Origin of the sequence: Streptomyces sp. NPDC047017 (genome assembly GCF_040644175.1) — a bacterium.
Taxonomy (GTDB): domain Bacteria; phylum Actinomycetota; class Actinomycetes; order Streptomycetales; family Streptomycetaceae; genus Streptomyces.
Genome location: NZ_JBEYVW010000002.1, coordinates 187,714 through 205,039, shown reverse-complemented (window position 1 = coordinate 205,039; position 17,326 = coordinate 187,714). Strand labels below are relative to the sequence as shown.

At 73.3% G+C, this 17,326-nt stretch carries 16 protein-coding genes; 8 read left to right on the top strand and 8 right to left on the bottom strand.

Going from position 1 to position 17,326, the window contains the following annotated elements; all coding sequences use genetic code 11:
• Nucleotides 1–62: 62 nt before the first annotated feature.
• The gene (locus tag ABZ858_RS04240; protein WP_361372439.1) at nt 63–593 is read right to left on the bottom strand and encodes a MarR family transcriptional regulator; all 531 of its coding nucleotides are present in this window, start codon (nt 591–593) and stop codon (nt 63–65) included.
• Between the two features lie 224 nt (nt 594–817).
• Between ABZ858_RS04240 and ABZ858_RS04235 the strand changes: the two genes are divergently transcribed.
• Both ABZ858_RS04235 and ABZ858_RS04230 read left to right on the top strand, forming a co-directional pair.
• A complete protein-coding gene (locus tag ABZ858_RS04235; protein WP_361372946.1) occupies nt 818–1,585 on the top strand; it encodes a class III extradiol ring-cleavage dioxygenase in 768 nt (255 codons plus the stop codon).
• Between the two features lie 470 nt (nt 1,586–2,055).
• Complete coding sequence (locus tag ABZ858_RS04230) at nt 2,056–3,054, top strand: sigma-70 family RNA polymerase sigma factor (RefSeq protein WP_361372437.1); 999 nt, start codon at nt 2,056–2,058, stop codon at nt 3,052–3,054.
• A 652-nt stretch (nt 3,055–3,706) separates the two neighbouring features.
• Here the strand turns inward: ABZ858_RS04230 and ABZ858_RS04225 are convergent.
• The gene (locus ABZ858_RS04225; protein WP_361372944.1) at nt 3,707–4,708 is read right to left on the bottom strand and encodes a YafY family protein; all 1,002 of its coding nucleotides are present in this window, start codon (nt 4,706–4,708) and stop codon (nt 3,707–3,709) included.
• A gap of 198 nt (nt 4,709–4,906) precedes the next feature.
• Here ABZ858_RS04225 and ABZ858_RS04220 point away from each other — a divergent pair, with 198 nt between their 5' ends.
• The 5 genes from ABZ858_RS04220 to ABZ858_RS04200 all read left to right on the top strand — a co-directional run bounded on the left by ABZ858_RS04220 (nt 4,907) and on the right by ABZ858_RS04200 (nt 10,955).
• Nucleotides 4,907–6,388 carry an MFS transporter gene (locus ABZ858_RS04220; RefSeq protein WP_361372942.1) on the top strand — a complete coding sequence of 494 codons (1,482 nt, stop codon included), beginning with the start codon at nt 4,907–4,909 and terminating at the stop codon, nt 6,386–6,388.
• 223 nt (nt 6,389–6,611) lie between these two features.
• Complete coding sequence (locus ABZ858_RS04215; RefSeq protein WP_361372435.1) at nt 6,612–7,373, top strand: DeoR/GlpR family DNA-binding transcription regulator; 762 nt, start codon at nt 6,612–6,614, stop codon at nt 7,371–7,373.
• The gene (pfkB, locus tag ABZ858_RS04210; protein WP_361372433.1) at nt 7,370–8,341 is read left to right on the top strand and encodes a 1-phosphofructokinase; all 972 of its coding nucleotides are present in this window, start codon (nt 7,370–7,372) and stop codon (nt 8,339–8,341) included. The genes ABZ858_RS04215 and pfkB overlap by 4 nt, the downstream gene beginning before the upstream one ends.
• Nucleotides 8,342–8,459: 118 nt before the next feature.
• Entirely contained in the window at nt 8,460–10,580 is a 2,121-nt protein-coding gene (locus ABZ858_RS04205) for a fructose-specific PTS transporter subunit EIIC (RefSeq protein WP_361372431.1), read from the top strand.
• 129 nt (nt 10,581–10,709) lie between these two features.
• Complete coding sequence (locus tag ABZ858_RS04200; RefSeq protein WP_361372429.1) at nt 10,710–10,955, top strand: hypothetical protein; 246 nt, start codon at nt 10,710–10,712, stop codon at nt 10,953–10,955.
• A gap of 40 nt (nt 10,956–10,995) precedes the next feature.
• On the opposite strand, the gene ABZ858_RS04195 is transcribed toward ABZ858_RS04200, so the two are convergent.
• The 4 genes from ABZ858_RS04195 to ABZ858_RS04180 form a co-directional block, all read right to left on the bottom strand.
• Complete coding sequence (locus tag ABZ858_RS04195) at nt 10,996–11,754, bottom strand: DUF6227 family protein (protein ID WP_361372427.1); 759 nt, start codon at nt 11,752–11,754, stop codon at nt 10,996–10,998.
• Nucleotides 11,755–11,936: 182 nt separating this feature from the next.
• On the bottom strand, nt 11,937–13,160 hold the full coding sequence (locus ABZ858_RS04190; RefSeq protein WP_361372425.1) for an Ig-like domain-containing protein: 1,224 nt from the start codon (nt 13,158–13,160) through the stop codon (nt 11,937–11,939).
• A 151-nt stretch (nt 13,161–13,311) separates the two neighbouring features.
• Nucleotides 13,312–14,358: a P1 family peptidase gene (locus ABZ858_RS04185; RefSeq protein WP_361372423.1), complete on the bottom strand. Its 1,047-nt coding sequence runs from the start codon at nt 14,356–14,358 to the stop codon at nt 13,312–13,314.
• 37 nt (nt 14,359–14,395) lie between these two features.
• Nucleotides 14,396–15,769: a low temperature requirement protein A gene (locus ABZ858_RS04180; protein ID WP_361372421.1), complete on the bottom strand. Its 1,374-nt coding sequence runs from the start codon at nt 15,767–15,769 to the stop codon at nt 14,396–14,398.
• A gap of 74 nt (nt 15,770–15,843) precedes the next feature.
• On the opposite strand from ABZ858_RS04180, the gene ABZ858_RS04175 reads away from it, so the two are divergent.
• The gene (locus tag ABZ858_RS04175) at nt 15,844–16,014 is read left to right on the top strand and encodes a hypothetical protein (RefSeq protein ID WP_361372419.1); all 171 of its coding nucleotides are present in this window, start codon (nt 15,844–15,846) and stop codon (nt 16,012–16,014) included.
• Between the two features lie 28 nt (nt 16,015–16,042).
• Here the strand turns inward: ABZ858_RS04175 and mscL are convergent, their stop codons facing one another.
• On the bottom strand, nt 16,043–16,507 hold the full coding sequence (gene mscL, locus ABZ858_RS04170) for a large conductance mechanosensitive channel protein MscL (RefSeq protein ID WP_361372417.1): 465 nt from the start codon (nt 16,505–16,507) through the stop codon (nt 16,043–16,045).
• 57 nt (nt 16,508–16,564) lie between these two features.
• Complete coding sequence (locus ABZ858_RS04165) at nt 16,565–17,152, bottom strand: RcpC/CpaB family pilus assembly protein (RefSeq protein ID WP_361372415.1); 588 nt, start codon at nt 17,150–17,152, stop codon at nt 16,565–16,567.
• Nucleotides 17,153–17,326: the final 174 nt, after the last annotated feature.

The window sequence follows — 17,326 nt, the reverse complement described above, 5'->3', positions numbered from 1 at the left end:
CCACGTACAAGCGCGTACAGCCACGTACAGCCCGTACTCAGCTAGCTCGGCCGCCCGGCCGCTCAGCGCAGCCAGGGCAGGTCCGCGCCCGCCTCGTCCGGCTGGAGTCCCTCGGCGACGATCTGCATGATCTCGCCGAGGGACTTCTGCTGTTCCGGGCTGAGCCGGTCGAACAGGGCCTGGCGCACGGCGGCCACATGGCCCGGCGCGGTGCGGCGCAGCACCTCGTGGCCCTCGTCGGTGAGGACCGTGAACTGGCCCCGCTTGTCCGAGGGGCAGTCCTCCCGGCGTACCCAGCCGTTCTTCTCCAGGCGGGCGACGGCGTGCGAGAGGCGGGACCGGGTGATCTTGGCGTTCATCGCCAGCTCGGTCATGCGCAGCCGGCGGCGCGGGGCCTCGGCGAGCTGGACGAGGAGCCCGTAGTAGATGTGCGGCATGCCCGCGTCGCGCTGCAACTGCCGGTCGAGGTGGTCCTCCAGGAGGGTGGTGGCCTGGAGGTAGGCGCGCCAGACGCGCTGTTCCCCGGCGGTGAGCCAGCGCGGGTCGTCGGTGTGCGGGTGCGTGTCGGGGGCGGAGGAGGGTGCCGTGTTCATGGGTCCACTGTACGAGGCCACTTATTGAAGGTTGAACAAAAGCGGGCGTAGGCTGGAGGGTGAAGGACGCTTTAAAGTTCAAGTTGTTCGACTCCCGGCTTCGAGTACGGAGAGTCCGAGCCCAGGAAGGGGAGCCGGTCATGTCCGCCACCGCCCAGGAACACGTACCCGCCACCGCCACCGCCCAGGAACACGTACCCGCCACCGCCACCGCCCGCGCCCGCATGCCCGCCCTCTACCTCAGCCACGGCGCCCCGCCGCTCGCCGACGACCCCCTGTGGCCCGGCCAGCTCGCCGCCTGGGCCGCCGGCCTGCCCCGCCCCACGGCGATCCTCGTCGTCTCCGCCCACTGGGAGGAGGCCCCGCTGGCCCTCGGGGCGGTCCGGACGGTCCCGCTGGTCTACGACTTCTGGGGCTTCCCCGAGCACTACTACCGGGTGACGTACGCCGCACCCGGCGCCCCGGCGCTCGCCGAGAGCGTGCGCAAGCTGCTGCGCGCCCCGGGTACGCCGGTGCAGGACGTGCCGGACCGCGGCCTCGACCACGGTGCCTACGTCCCGCTCGTCGAGATGTTCCCCGCCGCCGACATCCCCGTCCTCCAGGTCTCCATGCCGACCCTCGACCCGGTGCGGCTGATGGACATCGGCCGCCGGCTCGCGCCGCTGCGCGAGGAGGGCGTGCTGATCGTCGGCTCCGGCTTCTTCACCCACAACCTGGCCGCGCTGCGGCACACCGGACCGGGCGTGCCGAGCTGGTCCGCCGAGTTCGACGACTGGGGCCGGCGCGCCCTGGAAGGCCGCGACTGGGACGCCCTGCTGGACTTCCTCGACAAGGCCCCGGCCGGGCGGTACGCCCACCCGCGCACCGAGCACTTCGCCCCGCTGTTCGTGACCATGGGCGCGGCGGAGGCCGCCGGCGACCTGGACGCGCAGCGCTCGGTGATCGACGGCTTCTGGAGTGGAATGGCGAAGCGGTCGGTGCAGTTCGGCTGAGACCGGGGTGGGTCCGCCGGGGGGCGGGGGCCCGGGGGCGGCTCGGCTGTCCCGGACGTGTGGAGAGTCTGGGAATCTCCTGAGACTCCGGGTTTGCGGCAACCTTCCGACGGTACCGCCCGTCCATGAAGGTGGGAGGGCGATTCGCCGGTGACGCCCTCCCGTGGCGAGAACTGCGGTATCCGTGTGACAGGCGTCTCACGGACGGGGTGCCGGACCGGACCCATGAGGACCGGCGGAGTGCACGGCTCCCGTCCTGACCTGCACGTCCGTACCGGCCGCCGGGGCGCCGCACGCCTCGCGGCGCGACAGGGTACTGCATGATCAGAAAAATTGGGGGGCGGGTGGGGAATTCTGTCCGGTTTCAAGTCGTTGTTCCCTTCGGATGCGGGGCACCCGAGGAGAGTCCCGAAGACAGTGCCGAGCGTCCTGTGGACCACCCGCTGACACACCATCGCAAGGGAGCACGCATGGCAACCCGTGCCGTCGCCCGTCGACAGTCCGCCACCGGCGAGACGGCCGACGCGGCACGCAGTGTTCGCGCCCATGGCGGCGAGATCGCCGATCGCGACCTGGTCGGCATGTACCTCGACGAGATCGCGCGTACGCCGCTGCTCGACGCCGCCAAGGAAGTCGAGTTGTCCCAGGTCATCGAGGCGGGTGTGTTCGCACGGCAGATCCTCGACGGGTACGAGGAGTCCCCGGCGGACGCGAGCCGCGAGGAGCTGCAGGCCCTGGTCGACGAGAGCGAGCGGGCCAAGGACGTCTTCATCCGCTCCAACCTGCGCCTGGTCGTCGCGGTGGCCCGCCGCTACCCGCGCAGCGGCCTGCCCCTGCTGGACCTGATCCAGGAGGGCAACGCGGGCCTGGTGCGCGCGGTGGAGAAGTTCGACTACCGCAAGGGCTTCAAGTTCTCCACGTACGCCACCTGGTGGATACGCCAGGCGATCACGCGCTCGATCGCGGACCAGTCCCGCACGATCCGGCTGCCCGTCCACCTGGTGGAGGAGCTGGGCCGCATCCGCCGCGTCCAGCGCGAGTTCAACCGGGAGAACGGCCGCGACCCGGAGCCCGCGGAGATCGCGGGCGAGCTGGGCTCGACGCCGGAGCGCGTCTCGGACGTCCTGGACTGGGCCCGTGACCCGGTCTCGCTGAACATGTCGGTGGACGACGAGGGCGAGACCCAGTTCGGCGACCTCCTGGAGGACACCTCCGCGGTGTCGCCCGAGCAGTCGGTCCTCACCCTGCTGCGCAGCGAGGAGCTGGACGACCTGATCGGCCGCCTCGACCAGCGCACGGCCTCCATCATCAAGATGCGGTACGGCATCGACGACGGCCGCGAGCGCACGCTGACCGAGGTCGGCAAGGAGCACGGCCTGACGCGCGAGCGCATCCGCCAGATCGAGAAGCACGCGCTGCTGGAGCTGAAGAAGCTGGCCCGCGACACGGGCTTCGACGCGGCGGCGTGACGCGGTCGGCAGTCGCGGCCGGCCGTTGCGGACGCCTGACGCGGTGCCTTGATCGGGCGCCCTGATCAGACACCTGACCGGGGGCCCGGCGGCCGGCTGTAGGGGATGGCGCGGGCCCCGGTGGCGCCGCGTGCGCCCGGTGGCGGAAGACGGCGCGAACATGGCTGTGTACCGTCGCTTCAAGGGGCGCCGGCCCGGGAACAACCTCCCCGAGCCGGAGCGCCGGGACCCGGCGGACCCGGATCGCACGACGAGCCCGAGCCCCGCGTACCCGGGCGTACCCGGCTGCGCGGCCGATCGCCACCGCCGACGACCCCGACCGTGCGGACCACCGATCTTCTGGACCCCTGACCGACGACACCACGCCGATCGCTCCACAGGGCCGATCGCTCCACAGGCGGGACCCGAACCACGTCCCGGCACACTCCCCCCGGTGCCGGGACCTCCCACGAGCCGGGCTCCGGCACCTCTCCCCCGGGGGCCGGAGCCCGGCTCCACTTCGCGCGTAGGGCGCCGGGCATGCCGAAGAGCGGGCCACCCCGGACCTGAACCCCGGGGTGGCCCGCTCAGGTGGCAGATTCTGTCACACCGGCACAGCCTGCCGCAGTGACGAGCCTCTTCTCCGCCACGAGGAGGAAGCGGTGGCGCCCTGCTACGCGGGCGCCGAACGCCGGACGGAGGCGGTCCCCGCCGCCCCGCCCGCCCGGACCAGCCGCGCCCCCAGGCCCCTTGCACCCGCCACCAGTTCGGCCGGTTCCCGTACCGTGAACTCGCATCCCAGCATCGCCAGGCGCACCGCGAGCCACTCCACGGTGTCGCTGGTCGTGGACCGCAGCACGCAGCCGCCGCCCGGCAGGGGTTCCGGCGTGCCGAGCCAGGCGGGCAGCCGGGCGGCGACCGCCTCGGCGGAGTCCGCGAAGGTCACCGTGAACGCGTACGTCTCCTGCCGCCGGTGCATCGACTGGCGCAGATACTCCGCCGCGCTCCCGGTGGGCAGCTCGCGCGGCGTGAACCGCGCCCCGGTGGCGAACGGTTCGCTGACCCGGTCGACGCGGAAGGTCCGCCAGTCGGCCCGGTCCAGGTCATAGGCCACCAAGTACCAGCGCCGGCCGGTGGACACCAGCCGGTACGGCTCCGTCAGGCGCCGCGTGCCGGTGCCGTCCCCCGCCCGGTAGGCGAACCGCAGCCGCTCGCGCCCCGCCACCGCGGACGCCATCACGGTGAGCGTCTCGGGTGCCACACTCGCACCGTCTCCGCTGGTCAGCGGGGTGGTGGCGGCCTGAAGGGTGGCGACGCGGTGCCGCAGCCGGGCCGGCAGCACCTGCTCCAGCTTGGCCAGCGCCCGCACCGAGGCCTCGTCCACGCCCTCGATCGCGTGCCCGGCCCCGGCCCGCAGCCCGACCGCGATCGCCACCGCCTCCTCGTCGTCCAGCACCAGCGGCGGCATCGCCTTGCCCGCGACCAGCCGGTACCCGCCCTCGGAACCCATGGTCGCCTGCACCGGGTAACCCAGCTCACGCAGCCGGTCGATGTCGCGCCGCACGGTGCGCCGGGAGACCCCCAGCCGCTCGGCCAGCTCGCCGCCGGGCCACTCGCGGGGCGTCTGGAGCAGGGAGAGGAGCTGGAGGAGCCGGGCCGGAGTGTCCGTCGTCATGTCGTCGAGCATGCCGCACCTCTAGGACACGATCTGGCCTACTGGCCGCCTAGCGTGAGGCCCATGACCTCCAGCGAAACCCTCGACAGCAGTAGCAGTAGCAGTAGCAGTAACGGCAGTGGTGGCAGCAGTAACGACAGTGGTGGCGGCTCAGCGCAGGCGGCCGACCGCCGTCGCTGGTTCGCGCTGGCGATCGTGATGACCGCGGCCTTCATGGACCTCGTGGACGTCACGATCGTCAACATCGCCATCCCGTCCATACAGAAGGACGCCGGCGCGTCCTTCAGCCAGATCCAGTGGATCACCGCCGGTTACGCCCTCGCCTTCGCGGCCGGACTGATCACCGGCGGCCGGCTGGGTGACATCCACGGCCGCAAACGGCTGTTCCTGGTCGGCATCGGCGGCTTCACCCTCGCCTCCGCCCTGTGCGGTTTCGCGGTCGGCCCCGAGATGCTGGTCGCCTCCCGCATCCTGCAGGGCGGCATGGCGGCGATGATGGTCCCGCAGGTGCTGTCGATCGTGCACGCCACCTTCCCGGCCCGTGAACGCGGCAAGGTCTTCGGCCTGTTCGGCGCGATCGTCGGCCTGGGCGCGGTCTCCGGCCCGCTGCTGGGCGCGCTGCTGACGCAGTGGAACCTGTTCGGCCTCCAGTGGCGCCCGATCTTCCTCATCAACCTGCCGGTCGGCATCGCGGCCCTCCTCCTCGGCCGCCGCTTCATCACCGAGTCGAAGGCCCCGCGCGCGCTCAAACTGGATCTGGTCGGGGTCGCCCTGGTCACGCTGGGCCTGCTGATGCTGCTCTACCCGCTGACCCGGGGCCGCGAGCTGGGCTGGCCGCTGTGGGGATACGGGTCGATGGCGGGCGCGCTGGTGGTCTTCGCGGCGCTGGTGGCGTACGAACGGCGCAAGGCGGCCCGGGACGGCTCCCCGCTGGTGGAACTCTCGCTGTTCCGGGTCAAGAGCTTCGCCGCGGGCATCGCGGTGCAGACCGTCTTCGGGGTCGCACTGGGCGTGTTCTTCCTGGTCTGGACGCTGTACATGCAGATCGGCCTGGGCTGGAGCCCGCTGCGGGCGGGGCTGACCGGCGTGCCGTTCTCGATCGCGGTGTCCGCCGCGGCCGGGCTGTCGGTGCAGCAGCTCGTCCCGCGCTTCGGCCGCAAGGTGCTCCAGGCGGGCGCGCTGCTGATGGTGGCCGGCGTGCTCCTCTACCTCGCGGCCTCCGACCGGTACGGCCCGCACATCGCTCCCTGGCAGATGGCGCTTCCGCTGGTCGTCATGGGCCTGGGCATGGGCCTGATCGTCGCGCCGCTCACGGACGCGGTGCTCTCCCAGGTGCCGCGCGAGCACGCGGGTTCGGCGTCCGGACTGATCAACACCGTGCAGCAGATGGGCAACGCGCTGGGGCTCGGCCTGGTGTCGGTGGTCTTCTTCGGCACGATCGGCGACCGGCTGACCCCGGCCCAGGTCGGCCCGGCCTTCGTGCACGCCTTCCAGCACGCGCTGCTCTGGGTGGCCGCGGTGCTCGGCGTCATCTTCGTCCTGATGGCCGCGCTGCCCGCACGGCCGGCCCAGCACGTGGAGGGTGCGGAGCAGGAGCAGCCGGAGCCGGGAGCGGGCGCGGGATCGGGAGCGGAGAGCGCGCCGCGGGCGGCGGAGCGGGAGCCCGAGCCGGTGGGCTGACGCTGACCAGACCCGCCATGCGGACACGCGGACACGGGTCATACGGGCCCGGTCCCCGGCACCCCCGCCAGGGACCGGGCCCTTCTCTTCCTTTCCTGTGTCCGTTCCTCTCCTGTGTCCGTTCATGCCCGATTCGCTTCCGAACCCGTTTACATTCCGCGAATCCGAGCGTAGCCTCCGACCTGAAACCACAGGTTCGGGCATCGGTCGGAGGCAAACGGACATGTACGCACCGGAGCGGCAGCAGGAGATCCTCCGGCTCGCCCGTGACGGCGGCCGGGTGGACGTCGTGTCGCTCGCCGAGGAGTTCCAGGTGACCGCGGAGACGATCCGCCGCGACCTGAAGGCCCTGGACCGGGCCGGCCTGCTGCGCCGGGTGCACGGCGGCGCCCTCCCGGCCGGCCGCCTCGACTTCGAGCCCGACCTCACCGAGCGCGAGTCCACGGCCGCCGACGAGAAGGACCGTATCGCCAGGGCGGCCCTCGCCGAACTCCCCGCCGAGGGCACGCTGATCCTCGACGCCGGCACGACCGTGGCCCGCCTGGCCGCCGCCCTGCCCCTGGAGGCGGACCTCACCGTCGTCACGCACTCGCTGCCCATCGCCGCCCGCCTCGCCGACCACCCCGGCCTCCAGCTCCACCTCGTCGGGGGGCGCGTACGGCACCGTACGCGCGCCGCCGTGGACGCCTGGGCGCTGCGGGCCTACGGCGAGATCCGCGCCGACGTGCTGTTCGTCGCCGCCAACGGCTTCTCCGCCGAGCACGGCCTGACCACCCCCGACCTGGCCGAGGCCGCGGTCAAGCGCGCGGCGATCGCCGCCGCCCGCCGGGTGGTGCTGCTGGCCGACTCCGCCAAGCACGGCCAGGAGCACTTCGCCCGCTTCGGCGGCCTGGGCGACGTGGACCTGCTGATCACCGACAGCGGGCTGAGCCCCGAGGACGCCGCCGCCATCGAGCTGGGCGGCACAGAAGTGGTACGCGCATGATCGTCACCGTCACCCCCAACCCGTCCCTGGACCGCACCTACGAGGTCCCCGCCCTCGACCGCGGCGAGGTCGTCCGCGCCACCGGCGAACGGGTGGACCCGGGCGGCAAGGGCGTGAACGTCTCGCGGGCCGTCGCCGCCGCCGGACGGCGCACGGTGGCCGTCCTGCCGCTGGGCGGCGCGCCGGGCGCACTCGTCGCCGACCTGCTCGACGCGCAGGGCATCGAGGTCGCCCCGGTCCCGGTCGCCGGGGCCACCCGCTCCAACATCGCCCTGGCCGAGGCGGACGGCGTCCTGACGAAGATCAACGCACCCGGCCCGGAACTGACCGCCGCCGAACAGGAATCGCTGCTGGAGACCGTGCGGCACCGCTCGCGCGGCGCCGACTGGATCGCCTGCTGCGGCAGCCTGCCGCGCGGCCTCGCACCCTCCTGGTACGCCGCTCTGGTCGCGCGGGCGCACGCCGTCGGCGTACGGATCGCCCTGGACACCTCCGGGCCCGCCCTGCTGGCGGCGCTGCGCGAGGGCCCTGACGTGGTCAAGCCCAACGCCGAGGAACTGTCCGAGGCGGTCGGCCGCCCCCTGCGGACGGTCGGTGACGCGGTGGCGGCGGCCGAGGAGCTGCGCGCCCTGGGCGCCGGCGCCGTGCTGGCGAGCCTGGGCGCGGACGGGCAACTGCTCGTGGACGGCGCGGGCGTCTGGTTCGGCGGGGCGCGCGTGGACGCCGTCCGCAGCAACGTCGGCGCCGGGGACGCCTCGCTGGCCGGCTTCCTCCTCGCGGGCGGCACCGGCCCCGGGGCCCTGGCCTCGGCCGTCGCGCACGGCGCCGCCGCCGTCCGGCTGCCGGGCAGCGTCATGCCCGTACCGGGCGACCTGGAACCGGCCGCGGTGACGGTCACCGCCGACGTACCGGCCGCCCGCGCCCTGACGGAGCCGGTGGAACGCCCCCTGCCGGAACCGGTGTCATGACCGCCCGCGCCCTCGGTCCCGTCCCCGCCCGTGCCTCGGCCCAAGATTCCGTCCCCGTCCCCGCCCTCACCCCCGCCCATGTCGCCGTCCGGGCGATACGCGCGCGAAGGAGCCCGCGATGAGCGAGATGATCACCGCGGATCTGGTCGACCTCGACCTGTCCGCCGACACCAAGGAGGCGGCGGCCCGCGCCCTCGCCGAACGCATGGTGGCCCAGGGCCGGGTGACCGACCTGGAGGGCTTCCTCGCCGACGTGGCCGCCCGCGAGGCGCAGTTGCCCACCGGCCTGGACGGCGGCATCGGCATCCCGCACTGCCGCAGCGCCCATGTCAGCGAGCCGACGCTCGCCTTCGGGCGCAGCGCCGCCGGGATCGACTTCGGCGCCCCGGACGGCCCGGCCGACCTGATCTTCCTGATCGCCGCCCCGGCCGGTGCCGACGACGCCCATCTGACGATCCTGTCCTCGCTGGCCCGGCAGCTGATGAACGCCGAGTTCACCGCGGCGCTGCGGTCGGCGGGCGACACGACGGCGGCGGCCGCGCTGATCCGGGGCGAGCGGGTCCCGGCCGACGAGCCCGAGGCAGCCCCCGCAGGCACCACCACCTCCGAAGACACCGTCGCGGCGCCGGTGGCGGCCTCCGCCGGCGCCGCGGCGGGCAGCGCACCCGCCGAGACCGGCCCCCCGTTCCGTATCGTCGCCGTCACCTCCTGCCCCACCGGCATCGCGCACACCTACATGGCCGCCGAGTCGCTGGAGAACGCGGGCCGTGCGGCGGGCGTCGAGGTGGTCGTGGAGACCCAGGGCTCGGCCGGTTTCACCCGGCTCGACCCGGCCGTGATCGCGGCGGCGGACGGCGTGGTCCTCGCGCACGACGTCCCCGTACGCGACAAGGACCGCTTCGCCGGGAAGCCCACCGTGGACGTCGGCGTCAAGGCGGGCATCAACCGGCCCGCCGAACTGATCGCCGAGGTCCGCCGGAAGGCCGCCCGCGGCGAGGTCACGGCAGCGGGCGGCCCCGGGGACACCAGGGACACCGGGAGCACCGGGGCCGCGCCGGTCGAACGGGCCGGCGCGGCGGGCGACGGCTACGGCACCAAGCTCCGCACCTGGCTGATGTCGGGCGTCAGTTACATGGTCCCGTTCGTCGCCGCGGGCGGCCTGCTGATCGCGCTCGGCTTCGCGATCGGCGGCTATCAGGTCAACAAGGCGCCGTCGGTCATGGACCACTTCGTCTGGACCCGCTCCGATAGCTGGGCGGCGCTCCTGTTCCAGATCGGCGGCGTGGCCTTCGCCTTCCTCGTCCCGGTCCTGGCCGGCTACATCGCGTACGGCATGGCCGACCGCCCGGGCCTGGTCCCCGGGTTCGTCGGCGGCTCGATCGCCCTCACCGTCAACGCGGGCTTCCTCGGCGGCCTGGCGGCCGGACTGATCTCCGGCGCCGTGGTGACGGCGATCCAGCGGGTGCGCGTGCCCGCGGCGCTGCGCGGCATCATGCCGGTGGTGGTGATCCCGCTCCTCTCCTCGGCGGTGGTCGGCTTCCTGATGTTCGTGGTGATCGGCAAGCCCATCGCCACCGCGCAGAAGGCCATGACCGACTGGCTGAGCGGCCTCGGCGGCACCAACGCCGTCCTGCTGGGCGCGCTGCTCGGCCTGATGATGTGCTTCGACCTGGGCGGCCCGGTCAACAAGGTCGCCTACGCCTTCGCCACCTCCGGCATCGCGGTCTCCGACCCGAGCGACTCCGCGATGAAGATCATGGCCGCGGTGATGGCGGCGGGCATGGTGCCCCCGCTCGCGATGGCCCTGGCCACCACCGTGCGCGGCCGGCTCTTCACCCGTACCGAACGCGAGAACGGCAAGGCCGCCTGGGTGCTCGGCGCCTCCTTCATCTCCGAGGGCGCCATCCCGTTCGCGGCGGCCGACCCGCTGCGCGTCATCCCCGCCTCGATGGTCGGCGGCGCGCTGACCGGCGCCCTGTCCATGGCCTTCGGCGCCACGCTGCGCGCCCCGCACGGCGGCGTCTTCGTCGTCCCGCTGATCGGCAACCCGCTGCTGTACCTCGTCGCCCTCGCGGCCGGCGTGTGCGTGGCGACGGCGCTGGTGGTGGTCCTCAAGACGCTGCGCAAGCCGGCGCCGGGCGCGACGGCGGGACCGGGGACGGGGCCGGGGACGGGCGGCACCGCGGACGAGGGCGCGCGGGGCTCGTCCGCGGAACACACCGAGCCGGTGGCCGCCTGACGGACCTGACGGTCCGGAAGGGTCCGGATGCGGACGGCCGGTTTGCGGTGCTGTGAGTAGTTCACGTCACCTGCGAGATACGTCACGGTCCGGGGCCGTCGTCCCGGGCCGTGGTGTTCACTGGAGGACATGCCTGAGCATGTCTCGATCCTGATCTGGTGCGGCGTCATCCTCCCCGCCGCGCTGGTCATCGCCTGCGCCATCGGCCTCGCCGGCTACCGGTTCGGCCTCCGGTTCGAGATCCGCCGCCGGCCGCAGCTGCCGGCTCTGCCGGCCCAGCGCGGCTCCGGCCCCCACCGGGAGTACGTCGAACTCACCCCGGCCGAACGGGCCGCCTTCGCGGGCCTGGTACGCCGCCTCGGCGACACCGGCTGACCCGAGGGACAACGGCGTCCGGCCCGAGGGACGGCGAGGGCTACGACAGCTGCGCCGCCCGCCGTTCCATCGCCTCCCGGGCCGCCTCCTCCGAGGCGTACACCTCGCACATGTGGCGGCCGTCCGGGGTCGCCGTGTGCTCCACCTCCCACAGGGAGGTCTCCGCGCCGTCGTTCAGCAGGAACGCGTGCTCGTAGAGCGAGAAGCCAAGACCGGCCCGCCCCGCCCGGCAGGGACGGCCGAACGCCTGCGTGATCCGGTGCCCCGACGCCTTCTCCAGCAGCGCGGCGACGTCTGCGTCCGGCCGGTCCGTGTTCTCCGCGCGCCGCAGCAGCCGGCGCGCGTGGTCGGCCGCCCCGGCCGTGGCGTACGCGGGCCGTGTCTCGGGGGCGGGGGACAGGTGCACCAGCACCGGCAGTTCGAAGTCCGCGTCCGGGGCCGGGGCGTCCGGCGGGAACGGCAGCCGGCCGGTGGCCGTGCGCACCTCCTCCTCGTCCAGGTACAGCTCGTGCTGCGGCTCGCCGCCCGGCGTGGTGTTGTGCACCAGCTCCCACAGGGTGAGCGCCGAGCCGTCGGCGAGCAGCCAGGTGTGCCGGTACGTCTCGCGGTGCAGCCCGGCGCTGTGGTGCGCGGAGTGCAGCGAGCCGTCATGCGCCAGCGCGCAGTCGAGCCGGCGTATCGTCTCGTCCGGAAGCTCGAAGGAGTTCAGCGCGCGGCCGAGGAGTCGCGCGAGATGCTCCTCCGGAGACTCGGGCGACTCGCGTGGTTCGTACGCTGCCGTCTCGTACGGAACGCTCAAGGTTTCTCCCGGCGTCGCTGCATGTCACCTGGTGGGTGCATACCGTAGCCCCTCGGTGGTGCGTCGTGTCCAGGAACCGGGAAAACGTACGCCGGAAAAACGGCCGGGCCGCGCGAGAAGTTCCCGCACGGCCCGGCGAGGGGTCGAAATCCGCTGCTCAGCGGCGCCTTGGGGGCAAGGCGTCAGCCGGCCGAACCCGCGGTCCACTCGCTCCAGGACATGTTCCAGCCGTTGAGGCCGTTGTCCGGGGAGACGGTCTTGTCGGGGGAGTTCTTGACGATCACGACATCGCCGATGAGCGAGTTGTCGTAGAACCACTTGGCGGTGGTGTCGCCCTGCGCGCCGCGCACGTCCGCCATGCCCACGCACCCGTGGCTGGTGCCCTCCTGGCCGAACGGCGGATTGCCCTGGTTGTACCAGTAGTTGCCGTGGATGAAGGTGCCGGACGTCGTCAGGCGCATGGCGTGCGGCACGTCGGCGATGTCGTACTCGCCGCCCAGGCCGACCGTCTGGCTGTTCATGCGGGTCTGCGTGAACTTCTCCGAGATCACCATCTGCCCGTTGTACGTCGTGTGCTGCGGGCTGCCGGTGGAGACGGGGACCGACTTGAGGGTCCGGCCGTCCCGCACGACCGTCATCTTCTGCGTGTTCACGTCCACCGTGGAGACCTGGGCGCGGCCGATGGTGAAGGTCACGGACTTCTTCTGCACGCCGTACAGGCCGTTCGCGCCCTGCACGCCGTCCAGGTCGATGTTCATCGTGACCTTGGAGCCGGCCTTCCAGTAGTCCTGCGGGCGGAAGTCGAGCCGCTGCGTGCCGAACCAGTGGCCGACCACCTGCTGGCCGCTGCTGGAGGTGACCGAGATGTGCGACTGCACGGCCTTCTTGTCGCTGATCGCCTTGTCGAAGGTGAACGACACCGGCATCCCGACGCCCACCGTCGCGCCGTCGTCCGGCGTGTACGTGCCGATGAAGCTGTTCGTCTTGGAGACGGTGGTGAAGATGGAGTTGGCGGCCGCCGGAAGGCCGCCGGCGTCCTTCGCGGTGGCCGAGATCTGGTACTTCGTGCCCCGGTCCAGCGCCTCCTTCGGCTTCCAGCTGGAACCGTCCGCCGATATGGAACCGGGTACTTCCTTGCCCGAGCCCGCCTCGGTCATCTTCACCTCGGTCAGCTTCCCGTCGCTGACCTGGACGCCGGTGGCGTTGATCGAGGCGCCCGTCGAGCCGTCCTTGGCCGAGATCGCGATCTTGGCGCTGGAGTTCTTGACGGCGTCCTTGCCGCCGCCGCCCTTGCCCGAGTCGCTGGCCTTGGCGTCGCCGCCGCATCCGGTGAGGGTGAGGGTGCCGACCATCAGGACGGCACAGGCCCCCAGTACGCGCCGCGCTGCTATGTCCGGCCTTGTCACGGGCTGCTCCAGGTTCGTGTGAAGTGAGTGATCCACTGCGGTGTGTGGGTGAAGAGGCACGGGGGCCCGCGCGGGGTTCCCGCCGGCCTGCCGAAAGACCGTCACGTGACAGAACCGGGACAATCGCAGCCGCGCCGGTACCGGAGCCGGGTCAGCGGGGGCGCTCGTACAGCTCCCCGTACAGCTCTCCGTACGCCGGCCACGTCCCGCCCGGCCCGTCCACCGACCCGGCGGCGCGCACCGCCCGCACGATCGCCCGCGTCACGACGTCCGCGCCCGCCGCGAGGACGTCGTTGAGCGCGAGCGGGCCGCCGGCGGCGTCGAGCGGCTTGGCCCCGGTGGCCAGCGCGAACACCGTGTCACCGTCGTTGAGCAGATGCACCGGGCGCACCGCGCGGGCGATGCCGTCGTGCGCGGTGCCGGCGAGTTTCTGCGCCTGCGCCTTGGACAGCTCCGCGTCGGTGGCGACCACCGCGAGCGTGGTGTTCAGCGGGGGCGGCGCGTTCCCCGCCGCGGCCCGCGCGAGCCGCTCCCGCGCGTCCGCGTGCACCGGCGGATCGGGATACTCCACCCGTCCCTGGAACAACTCCCCGTACAGCACCCCCGTCTCCGGGTCCACCGCCGACCCCGCCGCGTTGGCCACCACCAGCGCCGCCACCGTGACACCCGAGGCGAGCACCGTGCTCGCCGTGCCCACTCCGCCCTTGACCGGCCCCACGGCCGCCCCGGTCCCGGCGCCCACACAGCCCTGCGCCACCGGGGAGCCCGGCTCGCTCGCGGCGGCGGCCGCCACCGCCTCGCGCCCGGTGGCCGCGTCCGGCCGGGCCCGGAAGTCACCGCCCCGGCCCAGGTCGAACACGCAGGCGGCGGGCACGACCGGCACCACGTGCGCGGGGTCGGGGCCCACGCGCACCCCGCGCCCGCGCTCCTCCAGCCACGCCATCACCCCCGACGCGGCGTCCAGCCCGTAGGCACTGCCCCCGGTCAGCACCACCGCCTCCACCGTCCGCACCAGATTGCGCGGATCGAGGGCGTCGGTCTCCTTGGTGCCGGGTCCGCCGCCGCGCACGTCCACGGCGGCGACGGCGCCGCCCTCGGGGCAGAGCACCACCGTGGTCCCGGTGAGCCATCCCTCGCCCGTGCGGGTGGCGTGCCCCACCCGCACTCCGGCGACATCGGTCAGCGCGTCGACTGTCATGGGAGCCAGTCTCCCCGGGGCCCGCGCCGCCGAGACGTCAGGCCGCCTGCCGCGCCGCCCCGCGCCCGTCGCCGCCCGCCGCCGGGCGCGCGGTCAGGGCGACGCCGGTGGCCACCGCGAGCGCCGAGACCAGGCCCGCCGCGAGGACCGCCCAGTGGCCCAGGAAGGTGCAGCAGATCACCAGCAGCGCGGTGGTGGGCAGCACCAGCTGCTGCGCGATGCCCACCTTGTAGTGGCGTGCGTGCAGCGCCCAGACGCTGATCAGGAACAGCGCCGTCGGGAGGGTCACGGCGGCCGCCGCCGACAGGGCCGACAGCCCGGTCCTGCCGACGGCCTGTTCGACGGCCACCTCCAGGCCCGCGCCGATCGCCGCCGCCGAGGCGAGGATCAGATAGTGGCCGTACCCCCACAGGAACGACTCCCGGTTGGAGCGCAGATGCCCGTGGATGGGCACCACGAAGTAGATCCACCAGGCGGCGAAGACGATCAGCAGCCCGCCCGCCGCGATCGGCAGCAGCTCGCCCAGCGCGTCGTGCTCGGTGGCGGCCGACTTCACCGCGACCGTGGCCGCCGAGATCGTCTCGCCCAGCACGATGATGGTGAACAGCCCGTACCGTTCGGCGATGTGGTGCGGATGCCAGGAGGTCGCGTACGGCCGCTCCGCGAACACCGGCACGCACAGCTCCAGGACCGCCATCACCAGGAACACCCACGGCCGGGCCGGCTCCGGCAGCACCAGCAGGCCCAGCCAGCCGACCTGGCACAGCAGCACACCGCACGCGTACCGCAGCGCCGTCCGCCGCTCGGTGCCCCCGGCCCACCGCGCGGCCCGCAACCACTGCGTGGCCATCGCCAGCCGCATGATCGCGTAGCCGAGCCAGACCAGGAAGAAGTCGTGGCGCTCGAACCCCCGCGAGATCCCGGCCGCCAGCACCAGCACGCCCGCGATCTGCACCAGGGTGACGACCCGGTAGAGCACGTCGTCGTTGTCGTAGGCGGAGGCGAACCAGGTGAAGTTCATCCAGGCCCACCAGATGGCGAAGAACACCATCGCGTAGTTCAGGATGCCGTGGCCCGGCCGGCCCTCCGCCACGGAGTGCACCAGCTCCACGCCCGCCTGCGCCACCGCCACGACGAAGCACAGGTCGAAGAGGAGTTCCAGCGGGGAGGAGACCCGGTGCGTCTCGTGCCGCCCGCGCGCGGTGAGCGGCCGCAGCGGCCGGGGGAACCGGGACGGTGCGTCGGAGCCGGAGCCGGAGCCGGAGCCGGAGCCGGAGCCGGAGCCGGAGCCGGAGGCGGCCCCAGGCTCGGGACCGGAGTCGGGCCCGGGGCCGGAGTGGGGCCCCGGCCCGGGATGGGACTCGGGCTCGGGCTCGGGTGCCGGGTCGGCGGAGTCGGAACTGGACGTCATGGCTCCCAGCACACCAGAAAGCGACCGGGAATTCCCAGGACGGACGCGCCCGCCCGGGACCGTACCCTGGAGGTATGACCACCGCTCCCGAGCCGCGTGACCCGAAGAACGCGCTGATCTTCGACGACCCGCTGAGCCAGCAGTCCACGGACGACACCGACCGGGGCTGGGGCGAGCGCCCGGCCGGCGACTCCGCCGCCGACCTCAAGCGCTTCCTCGACGAGAAGCCGCCCCACCACCTCTGAAAACGGCGGACCGGGCCGGCCGCGGCCGTCAGAGCCTGTCGTACTCGCCGCCGCGCTGCGCGACCAGCTCGTTGCGGATCTCCTGGAGCACCTGCAGCTCGGTCACCTCGACGGCCTGCGGCGTGCCGTCGCCCTCCTTGGCCTTCTTCTTGGCCTCCTGCCGGGCCAGGAACTTCGCCATGGGCAGGACCATCATGAAGTAGACCACCCCGGCGGTGATCAGGAACTGCAGGGTGGCGCCGAGGACCGAGCCCCACATGATCTGGATGCCGTCGTCGCCCTTGCAGGTCGAACTGAGGCACGAGCTGTAGTGGTCGAGGTTCTGGGTGCCGATCGCTCCGACGACCGGGTTGATCACTCCCTTCACCACCGAGCTGACGATATTGCTGAAGGCGGCGCCGACGACCACCGCGACCGCCAGATCGACGACGTTCCCGCGCATGAGGAAGGTCTTGAAGCCCTGCCAGACGCTCGGGTCCTTCTTCGTACTCACTTGGGGGATCTCCTCGGACGTGCAGGTTGTCGAACAAACAGTTCGGCAACCTACGGGTCACCACAGGGTCACCGCCAATCGATCTGTCGCGCCCGCACCCGCGAGACGCGTCGCGGCGGACCGCGGCACGGCCAGCGCGACCAGCGTGTTCCCGGCGTCGCCGGCCCCGGCGGGGTCCTCGCCGGCGGCCATGACCGAACTCATATCCTGCGCGGTCCCGGAGCGGGCGTCACGCCTGTCCGGGGGCCGCGGGACACGCGTCACCCGGGCTCCGCGCGCGACCACCCGGGCCCGGCCGCCCGCCGCCGGGTCCTGCACCGCGATCACGTCCACCCGGTCGCCGGGCCGCAGCAGCCGGACAGTCGCCGCGTCGGCGACCCGCACGGGGACGGTCACCGTGCGGTCCGCCTCGGAGGCGCCGTCCCGGGAGCCGGGCGGCGCGCCCGCCGCCCGCGCCGGATGACCGCGGGGCGGGCCGTCCCGTACGGCGTCAGGCGTCACACGCGCCGCCGCCGACAGGGCCGTCACCGCCAGCGCGGCCGCCGTGACCGCCACGGCGGCCGCCACGGCCCGCCGGCGGTGCCGCAGCAGCCGGCCCAGCCGGTGGCGCCCGCCCGGCGCGCCCAGCGGACCGAAGTGCGGCACTTCGCGAGGCGGCGGGGCCTGTGTACCGGGCGGACCGGAGGACACGGACGGCGAGGAGGGCGAGGCGCGCGGGGACGGAGAAGAGTGCGCGGCCGGGGAAGAGTGCGCGGACGGCGAGGAGTGCGCCGACGGGGAGGCGGCGGACGGACAGGACGGAAGGAACGGGTTCGCGTA